The following is a 15505-nucleotide window of genomic DNA, read 5'->3' as shown; positions in this document are numbered from 1 at the left end:
TTATCGGGTTCCCCACATGTAGGTCTGCTTCTTGAGCTTCAGATAGACGAAGCTCTCGGTGGAGCGCACTCCGGGGATGGCACGGATACGGCGGTTGATGACCTCCAGGAGGTGGTCGTCGTCCTCGCAGACGATCTCCACCATGAGGTCGAACGAGCCGGCGGTCATCACCACGTACTCGCATTCCGGCATGGCCGTCAGGGCCTCGGCCGCGGACTCCACGTCGCCCTCGACGTGGATACCGACCATCGCCTGGCGCCGGAAGCCCACGGTGAGCGGGTCCGTGACGGCGACGATCTGCATCACGCCCTGGTCGAGCAGCTTCTGGACGCGCTGGCGCACGGCTGCCTCGGACAGGCCGACGGCCTTGCCGATCGCGGCGTACGGACGGCGGCCGTCCTCCTGGAGCTGTTCGATGATGGCGAGGGAGACGGCATCCAGATGCGGGGTGCCGTTCCTGGACTCGCGGACGACCCGTGAGTCCCTGGGGTCTGTGCTTCGACTGGCCACGACGTCACTGTGCACGACGTCTCGACACTTCCGCAAGGCCGAGGCGATGAAATCCGTTGTTTACGCTACCGAGACCTGCGGATTTCGCAGCCTTGGCGGGAGCGGGGGTGTTGAAAACGTGGGCCTGGCGATTAGGGTGGGTGTCTCAGTCAGTGGACAGTTTCAACCTCCAGGAGGCCGGCAGTGAGCACCGAGCTGCGTCGTCTGCGCAACTACATCGACGGTGAGTTCCGGGACGCCGCCGATGGACGGACCACGGACGTGGTCAACCCCGCGACCGGTGAGGCGTACGCGACCGCGCCGCTGTCCGGGCAGGCGGACGTGGACGCGGCGATGGCCGCCGCGGCTGCCGCCTTCCCCGGCTGGCGGGACGTCACCCCCGCCGAGCGGCAGAAGGCCCTGCTGAAGATCGCCGACGCGTTCGAGGAGCGGGCCGAGGAGCTCATCGCGGCCGAGGTGGAGAACACCGGCAAGCCGATCGGGCTCACGCGGTCCGAGGAGATCCCGCCGATGGTCGACCAGATCCGCTTCTTCGCCGGTGCGGCGCGGATGCTGGAGGGCCGGTCCGCCGGCGAGTACATGGAGGGCCTCACCTCGATCGTCCGCCGCGAGCCGGTGGGCGTCTGCGCGCAGGTCGCGCCCTGGAACTACCCGATGATGATGGCGGTGTGGAAGTTCGCGCCGGCGATCGCCGCGGGCAACACGGTCGTGCTGAAGCCGTCGGACACCACCCCGGCTTCGACCGTCCTCATCGCCGAGATCATCGGGTCGATCCTGCCCAAGGGCGTCTTCAACGTCATCACCGGCGACCGGGACACCGGACGGCTGATGGTCGAGCACCCGACCCCGGCGATGGCCTCCATCACCGGGTCCGTACGGGCCGGCATGTCGGTCGCCGAGTCCGCGTCCCGGGACCTGAAGCGGGTGCACCTGGAGCTGGGCGGCAAGGCACCGGTCGTCGTCTTCGAGGACACCGACATCGCCAAGGCCGTCGAGGACATCTCCGTCGCGGGCTTCTTCAACGCCGGTCAGGACTGTACGGCGGCCACGCGCGTGCTGGTGCAGTCCTCGATCCACGACGAGTTCGTGGCCGCGCTGGCGAAGGCCGCCGCCGAGACGAAGACGGGGCAGCCGGACGACGAGGACGTGCTGTTCGGTCCCCTCAACAACCCGAACCAGCTCAAGCAGGTCTCCGGGTTCATCGACCGGCTGCCCGCGCACGCGAAGGTCGAGGCGGGCGGTCACCAGGTCGGTGACAAGGGGTACTTCTACGCGCCGACCGTGGTGTCGGGGCTGAAGCAGGACGACGAGATCATCCAGAACGAGGTGTTCGGACCGGTCATCACCGTGCAGTCCTTCTCCGACGAGGAGCAGGCCGTGTCCTGGGCCAACGGGGTCGAGTACGCGCTCGCGTCCTCGGTGTGGACCAAGGACCACGGCCGTGCGATGCGGATGTCGAAGAAGCTGGACTTCGGGTGCGTGTGGATCAACACGCACATCCCGCTGGTCGCGGAGATGCCGCACGGCGGGTTCAAGAAGTCGGGCTACGGCAAGGACCTGTCGGGGTACGGGTTCGAGGACTACACGCGGATCAAGCATGTGATGACGTCGCTGGACGCGTAGTCGAAGGCCGTAGGTCGTCTGCGGGTGCGTGGGGGCTGGGCTGGTCGCGCAGTTCCCCGCGCCCCTGGGGTTGGTCGACAACGTGTCCGACTGTTCGACCACGGCTCGACGCAGCGTCGATTGTCCGGCCACAGGTCGGCGCGGCATGCTGCCGCAATGCCCCTCACACCGCGGACGTCTCCGCTCTCCCGTCGGACCCTGCTGCGCGCGCTCGGTGGTGGGGCGGTGCTGGGCGGGCTCGCCGGCTGCGGGGTGCCCGCCGCCTATGTGTCGGCGGGCGATCGGGCCGTACCCGATCGCTCCGCCGCCGACAAGTGGCTGACCTGGGCGAACTGGCCGCTGTACATCGACACGGACGACTCCGACTCGACGAGGCGGCCGACGCTGGACGCCTTCCGGAAGGGGACCGGGATCGCCGTCGACTACGTCGAGGAGATCAACGACAACGACGAGTTCTTCGGCAAGATCAGCCCCGCGCTGATGAACCACCAGCAGACCGGACGCGACCTCATCGTCGTCAGCGACTGGATGTGCGCGCGGTTCGTGCGACTTGGCTGGGTGCAGGAGATGGACCGGGAACGGCAGCCGAACGTCGCGAAGTACCTTGACCCGCTGCTGCGTTCACCCGCCTTCGACCCGGGCCGCAGGCACACCGTGCCATGGCAGTCGGGGATCACCGGGATCGCGTACAACCACAGGAAACTGGGCCGCGAGATCCGGCACGTGAAGGACCTCTGGGCGAGCGACCTCAAGGGCCGGGTGACCCTGCTCTCCGGTCTCGACGAGGCCTTCGCCCTGCTCATGCAGGGCAACGGCGTCGACATCACCCGGTGGACGGCGGACGACTTCGACGAGGTCTGCGACCAGGTCGAGAAGTACGTCAGGAGCGGCCGGATACGCCGCTTCACCGGCAACGACTACACCAAGGACCTCGTCTCCGGCGACGTCCTGGCCTGCCAGGCCTACTCCGGGGACGTGATCCAGCTCCAGGCCGACAACCCCGACATCCGCTTCGTCGTCCCCGAGGAGGGCGCGGAGCTCTGGTCGGACTCCCTGATGATTCCTGACCGGGCCCTCCACAAGACCAACGCCGAGCGGCTGATCGACTACTACTACGAGCCCGAGGTCGCCGCCGAACTCGCCGCCTGGGTCAACTACGTCTGCCCCGTCCCGGCCGCGCGGGAGGTCCTGGCCGCGTCGAAGGACGAGGACACGGCCGCGCTTGCCGAGAACCCCCTGATCTTCCCCGACGCGGAGATGCGCGAACGGCTGGTGATCGCGCGGGACATCACGTCGAAGGAGCGGGTCGGGTTCGCCAAGCGGTGGAACGCGATCGTGGGGTTGTGAGCGGGGCGGGCGGCCCTGTGTGCCGTTCCGGCGGCCGGGTGTCCCGTTCCGGCGACGGTGTGTGCCGTTCCGGCGGGGGTATCCGCTTCGCACTGCACCCGTCGGAGGAGAGGTAGCGCATGTCCGCGTCGCTCGTGGAAACGGTCGATAGCGAGGCCCCCGTCGCCGTCGCCTGGTCGCTGTGGAGCGATGTGACCCGGTGGCCGGCCTTCCTGAGCCACGTACGTCTGGTGGAGCGGCTGGACGAGCGCCGTTTCGCCTGGCAGCTCCAACTGCCCGGCGCCGACCGGAACTTCGTCGCCGAGCTGACCGAGGTCGTCCCGGAGGACCGCATCGCGTGGCACACCGTGGAGGGCGTGCATCACGCGGGCGTGGTCACCTTCCACCGGATCGGCGACACACGGAGCCGGGTGACCCTCCAGGTCGAGTACGACCCCCAGGGGTTCATCGAACACCTCGGCGCCCTGACCAATCTGGACTCGGTCCTCGCCAACTACGACCTCGGCGAGTTCCAGAAGCTGGCGGAGACAGCGGCGGCGTCCTGACGGAGGAACCCGCACCCTCCCAGCATTTTGAACATGTTCAATTCCAGGCGTACGCTGCTGTCATGAGCGACAGAGCCGCCCAACTCAGGGGCATCCGCGCATGGCTGGTGGTCTTCGTCGTCTGCCTGGTACTCAGTGGGGCCACCGCGTTCCCGCTGGTCCACGAACTGCGGTGGACCGAGGAAGTGCTGCGTCACCTGCCCGCGCCGGACGCCCTCACGGACTGGATCACCCGTGTCCGGCGCGGACTCGACACCGCCGACGCCGACTACCCCTTCCTCCTCTACGGCACGGACTGGCTGGCCTTCGCCCACCTGGTCATCGCGGTCGCCTTCTACGGCCCCTACCGCGACCCGGTCCGCAACATCTGGGTCGTCGAGTTCGGGATGATCGCCTGCGCGGGGATCATCCCGCTCGCCCTGATCTGCGGGCCGATCCGGGGCATCCCGTTCTGGTGGAGCGTGCTCGACATGGCGTTCGGCGTGGTCGGAGTGGTGCCGCCGTACGTCGTACGGAAGAGGATCAAGCGGCTGGAGGCGCTCACCCCGCCCAGCGTCCGCCCGGTGCCCGCTACTTGAGTGCGGCCGTGATGATCCGGCCGACGACCGGGTTCCTGTCCTCGCTCTTCGCGTCGGTGGAGTTGACCGAGTAGACGATCGTGCGGCGCAGGTCGCACGTGCCGGCGATCGCCGAGTTGTAGCCGTACCGGCCACCGGTCTTGACCCAGTACACGGTCCCGCCGGACTCGTGGCGCTGGAGGCCGCCCGCGCTGTAACTCGCACCCGTGATGTCCGACGGGACCGCGAACAGCTCCCTCATCAGAGGCCGCGGGACGATCCGTCCCCGGAAGAGACCGGTGAGCAGGCGCTCCAGGTCCGCGGTCGTGGAGATCATGTCCCCGGCCGCGAACCGGTCCGCCTGGTTCCATTCCGTGACGTCCAGGAGTTCCGTGGTTCCGTCAGCCCTCCGCACCGCCTGGTAGCCCCGGTTGTGCGGACCGAGGATGCGCGGGTCGGTGCCCGGGAAGTACGTGTCCCGCATTCCGGCCGGCGCCAGCACCAGCCGAGTCGCCTCCGAGGCGTACGGCCGCCCCGTCACCCGCTCGATCAGCAGGCCCAGGAACGTGTAGTTGATGTTGAGGTAGTGCTGCCGCCTCCCCGGGCAGAACTCCGGCTCCTTCGCGCCCGCGGACGCGGCCACCCGCTGCGGGTCGAGCGTCTCGAAGCGGCGGGCGTACACCTCCTCGAAGGTGGTGCCCAGACCGTCGCCCGCCGGGATGCCGCTGGTGTGGTTCAGCAACTGCCGGACGGTGACCGGCCGGAACCGGCCGCCGAGGAGACCGGGCAGATGGCGCTGGACCGGCCCGTCCAGGTTGATCCGCCCCTCGGCGGCGAGCCGCAGTACGGTCGCGGCCGTCACCACCTTCGTCGTCGATCCGGCCCGGAAGCGGGCGTCGGGGTCGGCGGGCCGCCCGCTCTCCAGGTCGTGCACGCCCGCACTGCCCCGCCACCTGCCGTCCCGGCCGCCGACGCGCACCAGGGCGGCGGTGGCGTCCGCGTCCGGAAGCCCGGCGATTGCGGCGCGCAATGCCCTGGCGTCCACGTCCGGAAGCCCGGCGATTGCGGCGCGCAATGCCCTGGCGTCCGCCCCGGAACCGGTGTACGCGATCGCCGGGGAGGCAGGCAGAGCGACGGCCAGGGGTGCGGCGAGGGCGCCGGCGAGGAGGCTTCTGCGAGGGAGGTCAGGCACGGGTCGGCTCCTGGGGCTGTGGATGGTGTGTGATCATCCTGCGGGGCCGCGGAGCGGGCGGGATCCTCACGGAGGAGGGCCTCGACCCTGGTGAGACCCTGAGCAACTCCCGCTTCTTGTAGGGGAGTTGCCTGGAGAATCCCCCTAGGGGAGAGGCGCTGACCGGAAAGGGCGACGTGGGCTGGGCTCAGGGGGCTACCCCGCGGTGTCGGCCGTCCGTAGGGCGCAGAGCAGGTCCACGCGGTTTGTCGTGATCGAGTCGACGCCCATCTCGGCGAGTCGGCGCATCGAGCGGCGGGTGTCGGGGGTCCACACGGAGATCAGGTACCCGTCCGTGTGGATGCGTTCGGCGAGGTCCCGGTCCATGAGACTGAAGCGGTAGTTGAGCCAGCGGGGCTTGACCGCGTTCAGCAGGGCGGGGCGTGGGGGTGCGAGGCTCGTCCAGGTGAGCGCGATCTCCGCGGACGGGTCGGCCTCGCGGACGGCGAGCATGGCGGTCGCGTCGGCGCAGTAGTAGACGCGGTCCTGGGCGCCCTCCTCCCGGACCACGTCGACGATGCGGCGGGCGACCCGCACCTCGCGGGTGCCGGGCAGGTCCAGCATCAGGCGGTCGCCCTCCGTGGCCCGCAACGCCTCCGCGAGCGTCGGCACCCGGCCGTCGGTGAGCCCGCGCACCTCGTCCGCGGACAGGGACAGCAGCGGACGGTCGTGCTCCCACAGCCGTTTCAGCGTGTGGTCGTGGAGCAGGACCGGCACGCCGTCCCTGGTGAGCCGTACGTCGACCTCCACCGCGTCCGCGCCCAGGTCGAGCGCGGTACGCAGGGAGTCGATCGTGTTCTCACGGACGCGGTAGGGGGCGCCGCGGTGTGCCACGGCCGTCAGCTTCTGCATGCGCCCATTGTGGTGGGTTCGCTGTGGTGGGTCCGCTCCGGTGGTTGGCTGCGGCGGGTTCGCTCCGGTGGCTCAGGGGGCGAGCCAGGAGGCGGTCCGGGTGTCGATCTCGTCCTTGATCCTGGCCTTGCCGGGTTCGTCCAGGAAGGACGCGTCGACGGCGTTCTTCGCGAGCTCCGCCAGACCGCGTTCGTCGAGGTCCAGGAGTCTCGCCGCCACCGCGTACTCGCTGTTGAGGTCGGTGCCGAACATCGGCGGGTCGTCGGAGTTGATCGTGACGACGACCCCGGCCCGCACGAACTCCTTGATCGGGTGCTCGTCGAGGGTGCGGACGGCCCGGGTGGCGATGTTGGAGGTGGGGCACACCTCCAGCGGGATGCGGTGCTCGGCCAGGTGCGCCAGCAGCTTCGGGTCCTGCGCGGAGCTGGTGCCGTGGCCGATGCGTTCGGCGCGGAGGTGGGTGAGGGCGTCCCACACCGTCTCCGGGCCGGTCGTCTCGCCGGCGTGCGGGACGGAGTGCAGGCCGGCCGCAATCGCCCGGTCGAAGTACGGCTTGAACTGGGGGCGGGGGACGCCGATCTCGGGGCCGCCGAGCCCGAAACTCACGAGGCCCTCCGGGCGGAGGCGGTCGTCGGTGGCGAGCCGTACGGTCTCCTCGGCGGCCTCCAGACCTGCCTCGCCGGGGATGTCGAAGCACCAGCGCAGGATCGTGCCGAACTCGGACTCCGCAGCCTTGCGGGCGTCCTCGATCGCCTCCATGAACGCGCGCTCGTCGATGCCGCGGCGGGTGGAGGAGAACGGGGTGACGGTGAGCTCGGCGTAGCGGACCTGCTGGCGGGCGAGGTCCCTGGCGACCTCGAAGGTCAGGAGCCGGACGTCCTCGGGGGTGCGGATCAGGTCCACGACGCTGAGGTAGACGTCGATGAAGTGGGCGAAGTCCGTGAAGGTGAAGTAGTCGACGAGGGCTTCGGGGTCGGTGGGGACCTTGGAGTCGGGGTGGCGGGCGGCGAGTTCGGCGACGATGCGGGGGGAGGCGGAGCCGACGTGGTGGACGTGCAGTTCGGCCTTCGGCAGTTCGGCGATGAAGGCGGGGAGGGGGTTGGTGTCGGTGTCGGGTGTCGTCGGCATGCGGGCCTTCCCTGATCGGGTGATCTGTGTGGTCATCGTAGGACGGGGGGTGTGGTGGCTGGGGGCGGGTCTGGTTGTCTGCTGCTTGGTGGGGGCGGGCGTTTTGCGCAGTTCCCCGCGCCCCTGAAATGCCTGCGGCGGCCTGTTGCGGTCCGGTGGGGGCTTGTGTGGCGCGTGCGGTTGGGTTGTGGGTCGGTGCCGGGGTGGGGGGTGTCCGTCCTCGGTCCGGCGGCTCGGTCTCTTGAGCGGTTCTCGGTTCCGGACGCCGGCCGCTGCGGGCGGACACCCCCCACCCCGTCCCCTTCGCACCGTCGGCGGCAAACGGTCCGTTGGGGTGCGCGTGACTGCAACTCCCTGGGGGCGCGGGGAACTGCGCGACCAGCCACAACGCACCGCAAGCCGCCCGACAACCGAATCCGGCACCCCCCTAGGCGCTCCAAACGAACCCGCACCCCCACATCCCCCCTGCTCAAGCCCACCCCCGCTGCCCTCCCGGGTAGCATGGCCGTACGAACGACCAAGGGGGACAAGGGCATGACGGACGGAACGCAGTCGGGTGGGGAGGGTGGGCGGGACCCGTGGGCCGCGCCGGAGAGTGGGCCCTCGTTGGAGAAGAGCCCGCCGCCGCCCTCCGTGCACGATCAGAACACCGTGACGTCGGTGCCCAGTGACGGGTACGGCTTTCCGCCCCCCGCCCCCGCGGGCCCCACTCCCGGTTACGGCTACCCCGCCCCCGAGCAGGGCCCCGGTGGGCCCGGGTTCGTGCCGCCGCCTCCCCTCGCCCCCGGCGGTCCCGGTGCAGGGGCCGGATACGGATACCCCGGCTATCCGCAAGCCCCGCAGGGCTACGGCTGGGCCCCGCCGATGCCCCCGCAGAACGGGATGGGTGTCGCCGCGATGGTGCTGGGCATCCTGTCCTGCGCCCTGTTCTGCGTCTACGGCATCCTCTCGCTCATCCTCGGTGTCCTCGCCATCGTCTTCGGTATCAAGGGACGCAAGCGGGCCGAGCGCGGTGAGGCCACCAACCGCGGACAGGCGCAGGCCGGCTTCATCACCGGGATCATCGGGACGATCCTCGGCCTGATCATGCTCGTCTTCATGGCCTTCGTCATCGTGGCCGCCGTCAACTCCGACGAGGAGCCCGACTACTACGACGGCTCCCTGCCCACTGTCGCGGCGGCCCAGCAGTACTGACGGCCGATCAGGCGGCTCTGAGGCGCTCCCGCGCCTCCATCAGCGCGAAGCCCAGCAGGTTCGGGCCACGCCAGCGCTCAGGGTCGCTCGCCGCCTCGTCGTCCGCGGCGAGGCCGATGCCCCAGACGCGGTCGACCGGGCTGGCCTCCACCAGCACCCGGTCGCCGGTGCCCAGGAGGAACGCGCGCAGGTCGTCGTGGGCCGCGAACTTGTGGACGCTGCCCTCGACGACGATTCCGAAGCGCTCCCGCTGCCAGACCTGCTCGTCGAAACCGCGCACCAGACGGCCCGCCTTCTTGGCCTCGGACGGGTGTCCGGCGGCCAGCACCCGCGTTTCCGCTTCCCGGTCCTCGAAAAGCCGCGCCTTGCCCGCCATCATCCAGTGCTCGGCGGTCGCATAGGTCACTCCGTCCACCACGAACGGTGACGGCCACCACTGGCTCAGGCAGCTCGCGCCGACGCGGCCGTCCGGACGCGGGCGGTGTCCCCAGAAGTGCAGATACTTGATGTGTGCGCCGGCTCGGACCTGCTTGACCAGGGCGTCCTGCGTGTCGATCTTCCCCGTGATCTTCCCCATGCACGCGAGTCTGACAGGCACCACTGACACTCCGTCCTTCCTTTTCGGGGACGACTCGACACCTGGTCGACAGATTCCGTCGCGTAACCGAAAGGCAACAACGGAATCACTTGTAGGAGTGTCATTGCTCTGTCAGGATCGGCACTCAAATCGAGCTGGAGCTACGCCACCCACCCTCGGGACCGAGGGGTGACGGCGGAGGAGAGCGACATGCACAAGCCGGGCAGTGCCACCCCGGACCGGTTCGCGGCCCAGGAGCGGTTCGCCGAAGGCGCGCAGTTCATCGGAGGGCGTCTCACCAAAGGGACCTCCGGACGTACGCACGCCGTCGTGGACCCCGCGGGCGGGGAGGAGGTCCTCACCTATGAGCTGGCGGGCGCGGAGGATGTCGACGCCGCCGTCGCCGCTGCTCGTGCGGCCTTCCCGGGCTGGGCGGGCGCCACTCCCGGTGAGCGGTCCGACGCCCTGCACCGGTTCGCCGCCGTGCTCGCCGACCGGGCCGAGGACTTCGCCCGCGCGGAGTCCCTCCAGTGCGGGAAGCCGCTGAAGCTGACCCGGGAGTTCGACGTCCCGGGGACCATCGACAACACCGCCTTTTTCGCTGGGGCCGCCCGTCACCTTCAGGGGCAGTCGGCGGGGGAGTACTCCGGCGACCACACCTCGTACGTGCGGCGGGAGCCCATCGGGGTCGTCGGGTCCATCGCGCCCTGGAACTATCCGCTCCAGATGGCCGCCTGGAAGATCCTTCCGGCCATCGCCGCCGGTAACACCATCGTCCTGAAGCCCGCCGAGATCACGCCTCTCACCTCGCTTCTCTTCGCCCAGGCCGCCACCGACGCGGGGATTCCGGACGGTGTCGTCAACATCGTCACCGGGACCGGGAAGGAGGCCGGGGAGCGTCTCGTCGGCCATCCCGACGTGGCCATGACCTCCTTCACCGGGTCGACCGCGGTCGGCAAGCGGGTCGCCGAGATCGCCACCGCCACCGTCAAGCGGCTGCATCTGGAGCTCGGCGGCAAGGCTCCTTTCGTCGTGTTCGACGACGCCGATCTGGAGGCCGCCGTCCACGGGGCCGTCGCCGGCGCGCTCATCAACACCGGGCAGGACTGCACGGCCGCCACGCGCGCGTACGTGCAGCGGCCGCTGTACGAGGCCTTCGTGGAACGGACCGCCGCCCTCATGGACACCGTCCGGCTCGGCGACCCGTTCGCCGCCGGTACCGATCTCGGGCCGCTGATCTCGCACGTCCAGCGGGACCGGGTCGCCGGGTTCGTCGACCGTGCGCGTGGCTACGCGCGCGTGGTGACCGGTGGGGAGGTGCCGGGCGGGGAGCTCGCCAAGGGGGCGTACTACAAGCCCACCCTTGTCGCCGACGCCGCCCAGGACAGCGAGATCGTCCAGTCCGAGATCTTCGGGCCGGTGCTGGTCGTGCTGCCGTTCGACGGTGACGACGAGGGCATCCGGCTCGCCAACGACACCCCTTACGGGCTTGCCGCCTCCGCCTGGAGCCGGGACGTCTACCGGGCGAACCGCGCCACGCGGGAGATCAAGGCCGGGTGCGTGTGGGTCAACGACCACATCCCGATCATCAGCGAGATGCCGCACGGCGGGTACAAGGCGTCCGGCTTCGGCAAGGACATGTCCGCGTACTCGTTCGAGGAGTACACGCAGATCAAGCACGTCATGTTCGACAACACCGCGGTGGCCGCGAAGGACTGGCACCGCACGATCTTCGGGGACCGATAGCCGTCGTTCAGGCCGCCCGACCAGCGGCCGCCCACTTTCCCGAAAGGGCACCAGCGCATGGAGCAGTACGAGCCCGACCGCCTGTCGCCGGCCGTGGCGGCCGCGATGCGGCGCAGCCTTCGCAACGGCCGGGCGGCGATGACCCGCCGGTCCCTGTTGCGCGCCTCCGCGGGCGGCGCGCTCACCGTCGGTGGCCTCGGCGCGCTGAGCGCCTGCGGCATCCCCGCGGCCGGCAAGACACAGGGCGGCCAGTCCGCCGACGACCACTCGGCCAAGGAGAAGGAGGTCAACTTCTCGAACTGGCCCGAGTACATCGACGTGGACGACAGCGAGAAGCACCACCCCACGCTGGACGCGTTCCGCAAGCGGACCGGCATCACGGTCAAGTACACCGAGGACATCAACGACAACGACGAGTTCTTCGGCAAGATCCAGCCGCAGCTCGCCGCGGGCCAGGACACCGGCCGCGACCTGATCGTCCTCACCGACTGGCTGGCCGCCCGCATGATCCGGCTCGGCTACGTCCAGAAGCTGGACGCGTCGAACCTGCCGCACGCCTTCGCCAACCTCTCGGACCAGTTCCGCAGCCCCGACTGGGACCCGGGCCGCGCCTACTCGTACGTGTGGCAGGGCATCTCGACCGTCGTCGCGTACAACAAGAAGGCCCTCGACGGCGTCGAGGTGAAGTCGATCTCCGACCTTCTCGACAATCCCAAGCTCAAGGGCCGCGTCGGCTTCCTGACCGAGATGCGTGACACCGTCGGCATGACCATGCTGGACATGGGCAAGGACCCGGCGAAGTTCACCGACGACGACTACGACGCCGTCATCGCCCGGCTCCAGAAGGCCGTCGACAAGGGACAGATCCGCCGCTTCACCGGCAACGACTACACGTCCGACCTCACCAAGGGCGACTTCGCCGCGTGCGTGGCCTGGGGCGGCGACATCGTCCAGCTTCAGGCGGACAACCCGGACGTCGGCTACGTCATCCCCGACAGCGGCTACATGACGTCGACCGACAACATGCTGATCCCGAACAAGGCACGGCACAAGACGAACGCTGAGCGGCTCATCGACTACTACTACGAGCCCGAACCGGCCGCCGAACTCGCCGCCTACGTCAACTACGTCAGCCCGGTCGCGGGAGTGGTGCCCTATCTGTCCAGGATCGACAAGACGGCGGCGAGCAACCCGCTGATCGTCCCCGACAAGGCCATGCAGGCAAAGTCCCACGCCTTCCGCGCGCTGAGCTCGAAGGAAGAGACGGCCTACCAGCAGAAGTTCGCGAAGCTCACAGGGGCGTGACGAAGATGACCAAGGACACCAGCGGCGACGTCCGCCTCTCCGGTATCAGCAAGACGTACGACAACGGCTTCACCGCCGTGCACCCACTGGACCTGACCGTGCCCCAGGGCTCCTTCTTCGCCCTGCTCGGCGCCTCCGGCTGCGGCAAGACGACCACCCTGCGCATGATCGCCGGCCTGGAGGAGCCCACCACGGGCACCGTGCACCTCGGCGACCAGGAGGTCACCCGGCTGCCCCCCTACAAGCGGCCCGTGAACACCGTCTTCCAGTCGTACGCCCTCTTCCCGCACCTCGACATCTTCGAGAACGTCGCCTTCGGGCTGCGCCGGCGCGGCATCAAGTCCGTGAAGAAGCAGGTCGAGGACATGCTGGAGCTCGTGCAGCTGGGGGAGCAGGCGCGCAAGAAGCCGCACCAGCTGTCGGGTGGCCAGCAGCAGCGCGTGGCCGTGGCGCGGGCGCTGATCAACACGCCCAAGGTGCTGCTCCTCGACGAACCGCTCGGCGCCCTCGACCTCAAGCTGCGCCGCCAGATGCAGCTGGAGCTCAAGCGCATCCAGACCGAGGTCGGCATCACCTTCGTGCACGTCACCCACGACCAGGAGGAGGCCATGACCATGGCCGACACGGTCGCCGTGATGAACGCGGGCCGCGTCGAGCAGCTCGGCTCGCCGACCGACCTGTACGAGAACCCGCAGACCACCTTCGTCGCCAACTTCCTCGGCACCTCCAACCTCATCGAGGCCGAGGTCGACTCGAAGAGCGGCGGCGAGATCGTCCTGAAGGCGGGCGGCGGCAAGCTGGTCCTGCCCGAGGCCCGCTACTCCGGGCCCGCGGCGACCGGCGGCAAGGTGCTCGTCGGTGTCCGGCCCGAGAAGATCTCCCTCACCCATGCGGACCAGGCCGGGGAGATCCCCGAGGGCCGCAACCGCATCACCGGGACGATCGCCGACTCCTCCTTCATCGGCGTCTCCACGCAGTACGTCATCGACAGCCCGGTCTGTCCCGAGTTCGAGGTCTACGCCCAGAACATCGACCGCGACGCCAGGCTGGTGCCCGGCGCCGAGGTCGTCCTGCACTGGAACCCGGCCCACACCTTCGGTCTGGACGCGGCCCAGGACATCGACGCCGGCATCCAGGAAGAGGCGGCGGTCTGATGGCGACCCTCACCGAGGCGCCCCCGCCTCTCTCGCCGACCGCGCCGGAGAAGAAGCCGCCCCGCAAGAGGGGCCGCCTCACGCCGTACTGGCTGCTGCTGCCCGGCATCCTCTGGCTGCTGGTCTTCTTCGCGCTGCCGATGATCTACCAGGCCTCCACGTCCGTGCAGACGGGCTCCCTGGAGGAGGGCTACAAGGTCACCTGGCACTTCGCCACCTACTGGGACGCGCTGTCCGAGTACTGGCCGCAGTTCCTGCGGTCGATCCTGTACGCCGGTGCCGCGACGATCCTCTGTCTGGTGCTGGGATACCCGCTGGCGTACCTGATCGCGTTCCGCGCGGGCCGCTGGCGGAACCTGATCATGGTCCTGGTGATCGCGCCGTTCTTCACCAGCTTTCTGATCCGCACCCTTGCCTGGAAGACGATCCTCGCGGACAGCGGCCCGGTCGTCGGCGCCCTCAACACGCTGCACGTCCTGGACGTCACCAACTGGCTCGGCTGGACCGCCGGCGACCGCGTGCTGGCCACGCCGCTCGCGGTGGTGTGCGGTTTGACGTACAACTTCCTGCCGTTCATGATCCTGCCGCTCTACACCTCCCTGGAGCGCATCGACGGACGGCTCCACGAGGCGGCCGGCGACCTGTACGCCAAGCCGGCCACCACCTTCCGCAAGGTGACCTTCCCGCTGTCGATGCCGGGCGTGGTCTCCGGGACGCTGCTGACCTTCATCCCGGCGGCCGGTGACTACGTCAACGCCGAACTCCTCGGCTCGACCGACACGCGCATGATCGGAAACGTCATCCAGACGCAGTTCCTGCGGATTCTGGACTATCCGACAGCGGCAGCCCTCTCCTTCATCCTCATGGCCGCGATTCTCCTCATGGTCACCTTCTACATCCGCAAGTCCGGGACGGAGGATCTGGTTTAAATGGCCCTCGTCAACTGGCTCAAGCGTCATTTCGTCGTCATCGCGGGACTGCTGACTCTCGGATATCTCCTGCTGCCGAACATCGTCGTCACGGTGTTCTCCTTCAACAAACCGAAGGGGCGCTTCAACTACCAGTGGCAACAGTTCTCCACGGACGCCTGGAAGGACCCCTGCGGCGTCGCCGACATGTGCGGCTCGCTGTCGATCAGCCTCCAGATCGCCTTCTGGGCGACGGTCGGCGCGACCGTCCTCGGCAGCATGATCGCCTTCGCGCTGGTCCGTTACCGGTTCCGTGCGCGGGGCACGGTGAACTCGCTGATCTTCCTGCCGATGGCGATGCCCGAGGTCGTCATGGCGGCCTCGCTGCTCACCCTGTTCCTCAACCTGGGTGCTCAGCTGGGTTTCTGGACGATCCTGATCGCCCACATCATGTTCTGCCTCAGCTTTGTCGTCGTCGCCGTCAAGGCGCGCGTGATGTCGATGGACCCGCGCCTGGAGGAGGCGGCCCGGGATCTGTACGCGAGTCCCGTCCAGACCTTCCTCCGGGTGACCCTGCCCATCGCGGCCCCCGGGATCGCCGCGGGCGCGTTGCTTTCCTTCGCGCTCTCCTTCGACGATTTCATCATCACCAATTTCAACGCGGGCTCGACGGTCACTTTCCCCATGTTCGTCTGGGGCTCGGCGCAGCGTGGCACCCCGGTTCAGATCAATGTCATCGGTACGGCCATGTTCCTGGTCGCCGTACTCCTGGTGCTCACCTCGATGGTCATCAGCAACCGCCGTAACAAGCAAAAGGCTTAGGCCCTT

15 protein-coding genes are annotated in these 15505 nt (G+C 69.0%); 10 read left to right on the top strand and 5 right to left on the bottom strand.

Annotation, left to right across the window (positions count from 1 at the left end; genetic code table 11):
- Positions 1-525 (bottom strand): Lrp/AsnC family transcriptional regulator, encoded by a 525-nt coding sequence (locus IF54_RS0107300; protein ID WP_020138787.1) that lies wholly within the window; start codon positions 523-525, stop codon positions 1-3.
- 168 nt (positions 526-693) lie between these two features.
- Between IF54_RS0107300 and IF54_RS0107295 the strand changes: the two genes are divergently transcribed.
- The 4 genes from IF54_RS0107295 to IF54_RS0107280 all read left to right on the top strand — a co-directional run bounded on the left by IF54_RS0107295 (position 694) and on the right by IF54_RS0107280 (position 4603).
- Positions 694-2133 carry a gamma-aminobutyraldehyde dehydrogenase gene (locus IF54_RS0107295; protein WP_030315769.1) on the top strand — a complete coding sequence of 480 codons (1440 nt, stop codon included), beginning with the start codon at positions 694-696 and terminating at the stop codon, positions 2131-2133.
- 156 nt (positions 2134-2289) lie between these two features.
- Positions 2290-3480 (top strand): polyamine ABC transporter substrate-binding protein, encoded by a 1191-nt coding sequence (locus tag IF54_RS0107290; RefSeq protein ID WP_030315768.1) that lies wholly within the window; start codon positions 2290-2292, stop codon positions 3478-3480.
- A 119-nt stretch (positions 3481-3599) separates the two neighbouring features.
- Positions 3600-4025 (top strand): SRPBCC family protein, encoded by a 426-nt coding sequence (locus IF54_RS0107285; protein WP_030315763.1) that lies wholly within the window; start codon positions 3600-3602, stop codon positions 4023-4025.
- A gap of 62 nt (positions 4026-4087) precedes the next feature.
- Entirely contained in the window at positions 4088-4603 is a 516-nt protein-coding gene (locus tag IF54_RS0107280) for a hypothetical protein (protein WP_030315762.1), read from the top strand.
- On the opposite strand, the gene IF54_RS0107275 is transcribed toward IF54_RS0107280, so the two are convergent.
- The 3 genes from IF54_RS0107275 to IF54_RS0107260 all read right to left on the bottom strand — a co-directional run bounded on the left by IF54_RS0107275 (position 4596) and on the right by IF54_RS0107260 (position 7793).
- On the bottom strand, positions 4596-5774 hold the full coding sequence (locus IF54_RS0107275) for a serine hydrolase domain-containing protein (RefSeq protein ID WP_030315759.1): 1179 nt from the start codon (positions 5772-5774) through the stop codon (positions 4596-4598). The genes IF54_RS0107280 and IF54_RS0107275 overlap by 8 nt on opposite strands.
- Before the next feature lie 195 nt (positions 5775-5969).
- Positions 5970-6665: a glycerophosphodiester phosphodiesterase gene (locus IF54_RS0107265; RefSeq protein WP_030315757.1), complete on the bottom strand. Its 696-nt coding sequence runs from the start codon at positions 6663-6665 to the stop codon at positions 5970-5972.
- A gap of 72 nt (positions 6666-6737) precedes the next feature.
- Complete coding sequence (locus tag IF54_RS0107260) at positions 6738-7793, bottom strand: adenosine deaminase (RefSeq protein WP_030315755.1); 1056 nt, start codon at positions 7791-7793, stop codon at positions 6738-6740.
- Positions 7794-8327: 534 nt separating this feature from the next.
- Here IF54_RS0107260 and IF54_RS0107255 point away from each other — a divergent pair.
- On the top strand, positions 8328-8987 hold the full coding sequence (locus IF54_RS0107255; RefSeq protein ID WP_037819511.1) for a DUF4190 domain-containing protein: 660 nt from the start codon (positions 8328-8330) through the stop codon (positions 8985-8987).
- 7 nt (positions 8988-8994) lie between these two features.
- On the opposite strand, the gene IF54_RS0107250 is transcribed toward IF54_RS0107255, so the two are convergent.
- Positions 8995-9564, bottom strand: a complete 570-nt coding sequence (locus tag IF54_RS0107250) for an NADAR family protein (RefSeq protein WP_030315752.1) — start codon at positions 9562-9564, stop codon at positions 8995-8997.
- A 210-nt stretch (positions 9565-9774) separates the two neighbouring features.
- Here IF54_RS0107250 and IF54_RS0107245 point away from each other — a divergent pair, with 210 nt between their 5' ends.
- The 5 genes from IF54_RS0107245 to IF54_RS0107225 are packed head-to-tail and all read left to right on the top strand — an operon-like array spanning position 9775 to position 15499.
- A complete protein-coding gene (locus IF54_RS0107245) occupies positions 9775-11310 on the top strand; it encodes a gamma-aminobutyraldehyde dehydrogenase (RefSeq protein WP_030315750.1) in 1536 nt (511 codons plus the stop codon).
- 57 nt (positions 11311-11367) lie between these two features.
- A complete protein-coding gene (locus IF54_RS0107240) occupies positions 11368-12615 on the top strand; it encodes an ABC transporter substrate-binding protein (RefSeq protein WP_020138797.1) in 1248 nt (415 codons plus the stop codon).
- A 5-nt stretch (positions 12616-12620) separates the two neighbouring features.
- Entirely contained in the window at positions 12621-13769 is a 1149-nt protein-coding gene (locus IF54_RS0107235; RefSeq protein WP_030315748.1) for an ABC transporter ATP-binding protein, read from the top strand.
- The gene (locus tag IF54_RS0107230) at positions 13769-14698 is read left to right on the top strand and encodes an ABC transporter permease (RefSeq protein WP_030315747.1); all 930 of its coding nucleotides are present in this window, start codon (positions 13769-13771) and stop codon (positions 14696-14698) included. Before IF54_RS0107235 ends, IF54_RS0107230 begins: the two co-directional genes overlap by 1 nt.
- Positions 14699-15499 carry an ABC transporter permease gene (locus IF54_RS0107225; RefSeq protein WP_030315745.1) on the top strand — a complete coding sequence of 267 codons (801 nt, stop codon included), beginning with the start codon at positions 14699-14701 and terminating at the stop codon, positions 15497-15499. It begins immediately after the preceding gene.
- Positions 15500-15505 lie beyond the last annotated feature (6 nt).

The sequence above is a fragment of the Streptomyces sp. NRRL B-3229 genome, from assembly GCF_000719505.1.
Lineage (GTDB): Bacteria > Actinomycetota > Actinomycetes > Streptomycetales > Streptomycetaceae > Streptomyces > Streptomyces griseorubiginosus.
The sequence above is the reverse complement of the archived record's forward strand: the minus strand, read 5'-3'. Positions and strand labels throughout refer to the sequence as shown.